Genomic DNA, 1,365 nt, shown 5'->3' with positions numbered 1-1,365 from the left:
TTTGACCATCAATATTGTCACTGCTTGGATCCATACTGATTGTCACATCTTTTTAGGTGTGATTTTCGGTACATTGTTAACAACTACTTCTGTAGCATAGCCATTTCCAAAATCAATTTGGTAGGCTTTGTTTTCATACTTACCACCCGTTTGACCAAATTCAGGTTTAACTGTCATCGGATCTGTGATGAGCAATGATTTTCCTGCGGCTACATAGTTCTTGTAGAATTCGGCTGGATTATCAGCTGAGAAGAGTTGGAAAGCACCTTTAACAGTGATGTTTGCTTTCTTCAACAGCTCTTGAACCTTCTTAGGCGCAGCTTCTAAACTGTCATATTTTTGAACGCTGACACCTGATACTTGATTTCCTTTTTCATCTGCAACCTTAACCAAATCAGGGCGAACATCTAAAGCTTCCTCTGGATAATCATCTACGTAGTAGAAGCCGTTTTGGATTGCTTCCTTAGAAGATTTATCACCTTTATATTGATCCAAATCCCATGTTAATTCGTAGTAGTTGGTTGAACCAGCTAAAACTTCTTTTCCATCGATATTAAGGCCTTCTTTATTCTTATTTACTTTCGTTGGCTTAATATAGTTGTTATTTGGATTATCAGGATCATTTGGTTTACCAGGAGTCGTTACACGAACAACATTTGACTTAATACCATAAGCATCATTGACTGTCAAAGTAAAGTTATTAGTATAAGTTGCCCCATCATTCAAGACACGACCAACAACCGTTGGATGAAGAGTCTCAACAGGTTTAGTTAAGTCAGCATTGTAACTTGCCAATGTCTCCTCAGTAGCCTTAAAGGTTACAGTATGACTGGCTTCATCATAAGTTGTATCAAAGCCTGTACTTGCAGCCTTAGTTGCATCCAAGTCAAACTGATAGCCAGTTGGAAGTGGATCTACCAATACAAACGAAGTTGTTTTTGGACGACCTGCAGTTAAAGCCTCTGTTTTCAGTTCAAACTTCACTACAGACTGCTTAGCAACTAGAGTACGGTCGATATCTACTCCATCCTCATTTTTAATTTCTTTATTAATTTGAGGTTGCGCCAACAAGCTATTATAATGGAAGTGTACTGTCGGCACTGCTGGAGGAGTCGGCAGCTGTTTAGGAGTTGGTGCTAGCGGCGGAGTTGGCAATGGATCATAGTTTGGCTCTTCTGGTTTTGATGGCTCTGGTTGATCTGGAGTCTTAACTGGTGGAGTTGGCTCATTTTCATATGTTGGTGCTACTGGTGCTGGCTCCAATGGCTTCTCTGTTTCATATGTTGGCTCTTCCGGTTTTGATGGCTCCGGTTGATCTGGAGTCTTAACTGGTGGAGTTGGCTCATTTTCATATGTTGGTGCTAC

General features: G+C 40.4%; 1 pseudogene. It reads right to left on the bottom strand.

Features of this window, described 5'->3' with window-relative positions:
* Positions 1-1,365, bottom strand: a pseudogene (locus tag HMPREF0849_RS08600) (SspB-related isopeptide-forming adhesin); the annotation flags it as partial.

It is taken from the genome of Streptococcus sp. C300 (genome assembly GCF_000187645.1).
GTDB lineage: Bacteria > Bacillota > Bacilli > Lactobacillales > Streptococcaceae > Streptococcus > Streptococcus oralis_CQ.
This window is presented reverse-complemented; position numbering and strand designations above follow the sequence as displayed.